Source organism: Halomonas sp. (assembly GCF_041689495.1).
In the GTDB taxonomy this organism is placed as follows: Bacteria; Pseudomonadota; Gammaproteobacteria; order Pseudomonadales; family Halomonadaceae; genus Halomonas.
This window is the reverse complement of record NZ_JBDNGD010000452.1, coordinates 1-1,267: the sequence shown is the minus strand read 5'-3', so window position 1 is coordinate 1,267 and position 1,267 is coordinate 1. Positions and strand designations below refer to the sequence as shown.

The 1,267-nt window shown below is 61.6% G+C and carries 2 protein-coding genes; both read right to left on the bottom strand.

Annotated features, from left to right (window positions below; genetic code table 11):
* Window positions 1-537: aminotransferase class I/II-fold pyridoxal phosphate-dependent enzyme (locus ACESMD_RS13845; protein WP_372614132.1), on the bottom strand; the 537-nt coding region annotated here is incomplete at its 3' end.
* Window positions 530-1,267, bottom strand: a 738-nt coding sequence (locus tag ACESMD_RS13840; RefSeq protein ID WP_372614130.1) for an amidophosphoribosyltransferase, incomplete at its 5' end; no start/stop codon positions are given. The genes ACESMD_RS13840 and ACESMD_RS13845, both read right to left, overlap by 8 nt.

Here is a 1,267-nt window from a genome sequence, read left to right as displayed (position 1 = left end):
GGCGGCGATATCCACCACCTCGGAGAGCGGATTGGAGGGCGTCTCGGCGAACAGCAGACGCGTGGCCGGAGTTATCGCCGCCTCCCAGGCCGCCAGGTCCGAGAGTTCCACATAGCGGGTAGTGATACCCAGCTTGCCCAGATACTTGTCGAAGAGGCTGACGGTGGAGCCGAACAGCGAACGCGAGGCCAGGATCTCGTCACCGGCCTGGAGCAGCGCCAGCGCCGTGGCCAGGATCGCCGACATCCCGGAACTGGTGGCCACGCAGCGCTCGCCCTCCTCCATGGCCGCCAGGCGTCGTTCGAAGGTCTGAACGGTGGGGTTGGTGAACCGTGAATAGACGTTACCCGGCTCGTCGCCGCCGAATTTACGAGCCGCTTCCGCCGCACTCCCGTAGACGAAACTCGATGTCGGGAAAATGGGTTCCGAATGCTCCTGCTCCTGGGTACGGTAGTGGCCGGTCCGGATGGCCCGGGTTTCCAGCCCCCAAGCGGATTCTGGCGATGAGTCCTGTTCCGTGACGGGCCTCTCAGTCATCGATATCGTCTTCTTGATTGTGCATCCCCACCAGGGCATGGTCTCCGGCGCTTCGTTCCTGCTTGGCGGCATCGTTGCGCGAGGCTTCGAGGTCCGCCAGATAACGATCGTCGATGTCGCCGGTAACATACTTGCCGTCGAATACCGAACAATCGAAGTCCTCGAGGGCCGGATTGACCTCGCGACACGCGTCCTTGAGGTCCTCCAGATCCTGGTAGAAGATCCTGTCGGCACCGATCAGCTCGCCGACTTCCGCCTCGCTTCGCCCATGGGCGATCAGCTCGTTGGCCGCCGGCATATCGATACCATAGACATTGGGAAAGCGCACCGGCGGCGCCGCCGAGGCGAAGTAGACCTTGTTGGCACCGGCTTCACGTGCCATCTGGATGATCTGCTTGCAGGTAGTGCCCCGAACGATGGAATCATCCACCAGCAGGACGTTCTTGTCCTTGAACTCGATGTCGATGGCATTGAGCTTCTGGCGTACCGACTTCTTGCGCTGGGTCTGGCCAGGCATGATGAAAGTGCGCCCGATATAGCGGTTCTTCATGAAGCCTTCGCGGTAGGTCACGCCCAGATGCTGAGCGAGTTCCAGCGCCGAGGTACGCGAGGTATCGGGAATCGGGATGACCACGTCGATGTCATGGTCCGGCCACTCGTTCTGGATGCGGTCGCCAAGCTTGCGTCCCATCTGCATGCGAGCGCCATAGACATAGGCACCGTCGAGGAT